At 48.7% G+C, this 507-nt stretch carries 1 pseudogene; it reads right to left on the reverse strand.

The features are described from left to right. Positions 1-507, reverse strand: a pseudogene (locus R7O13_RS31170) (protein BatD); the annotation flags it as partial.

Raw genomic sequence — 507 nt, forward strand, 5'->3', positions numbered from 1 at the left:
TGCAATGCCGATGCGGGTAACCAACTGCCTTTAAACTCACTAGGTATGGCTTTTACCGTTATTGGCATTTGCTCCACTTTTGTGCTGATCGGCATGATCTTGGTTGAGCCCGTCAGACTATCGCCATAGATATAAGATCCAGTCAGTTGTGGGCCAAGGAGCGTGAATGTTCCCGGTTGTTCTGCGGTTAAGCGGAAAGATTGCTCCACCACTGTCACTTCAAGCCCAGAAATGACTCGCTGCCCTTGTTGCATTTCACCAACAGGTTCAAGCTTCATGCCTTCAATACGTGGTGGCACAACTTGTGGGTTGTCTAAACGGCGAGTGTCGGCCTTGATGATCAGTTGCATGCGTAAATTCGCAGATTGCTGCGGATATAGCGTATGGTTATCGACACTCATATTGAAGCTGAACAAATCATCCAGATCGGGTGCCGATTTGTTCGCCGTGACTCTTAGCTGAATTGGCTCGGTTTTCATGCCATCGGCCAAAAAGCTCGGGATCGTA

Source organism: Vibrio sp. Y176, assembly GCF_033438945.1.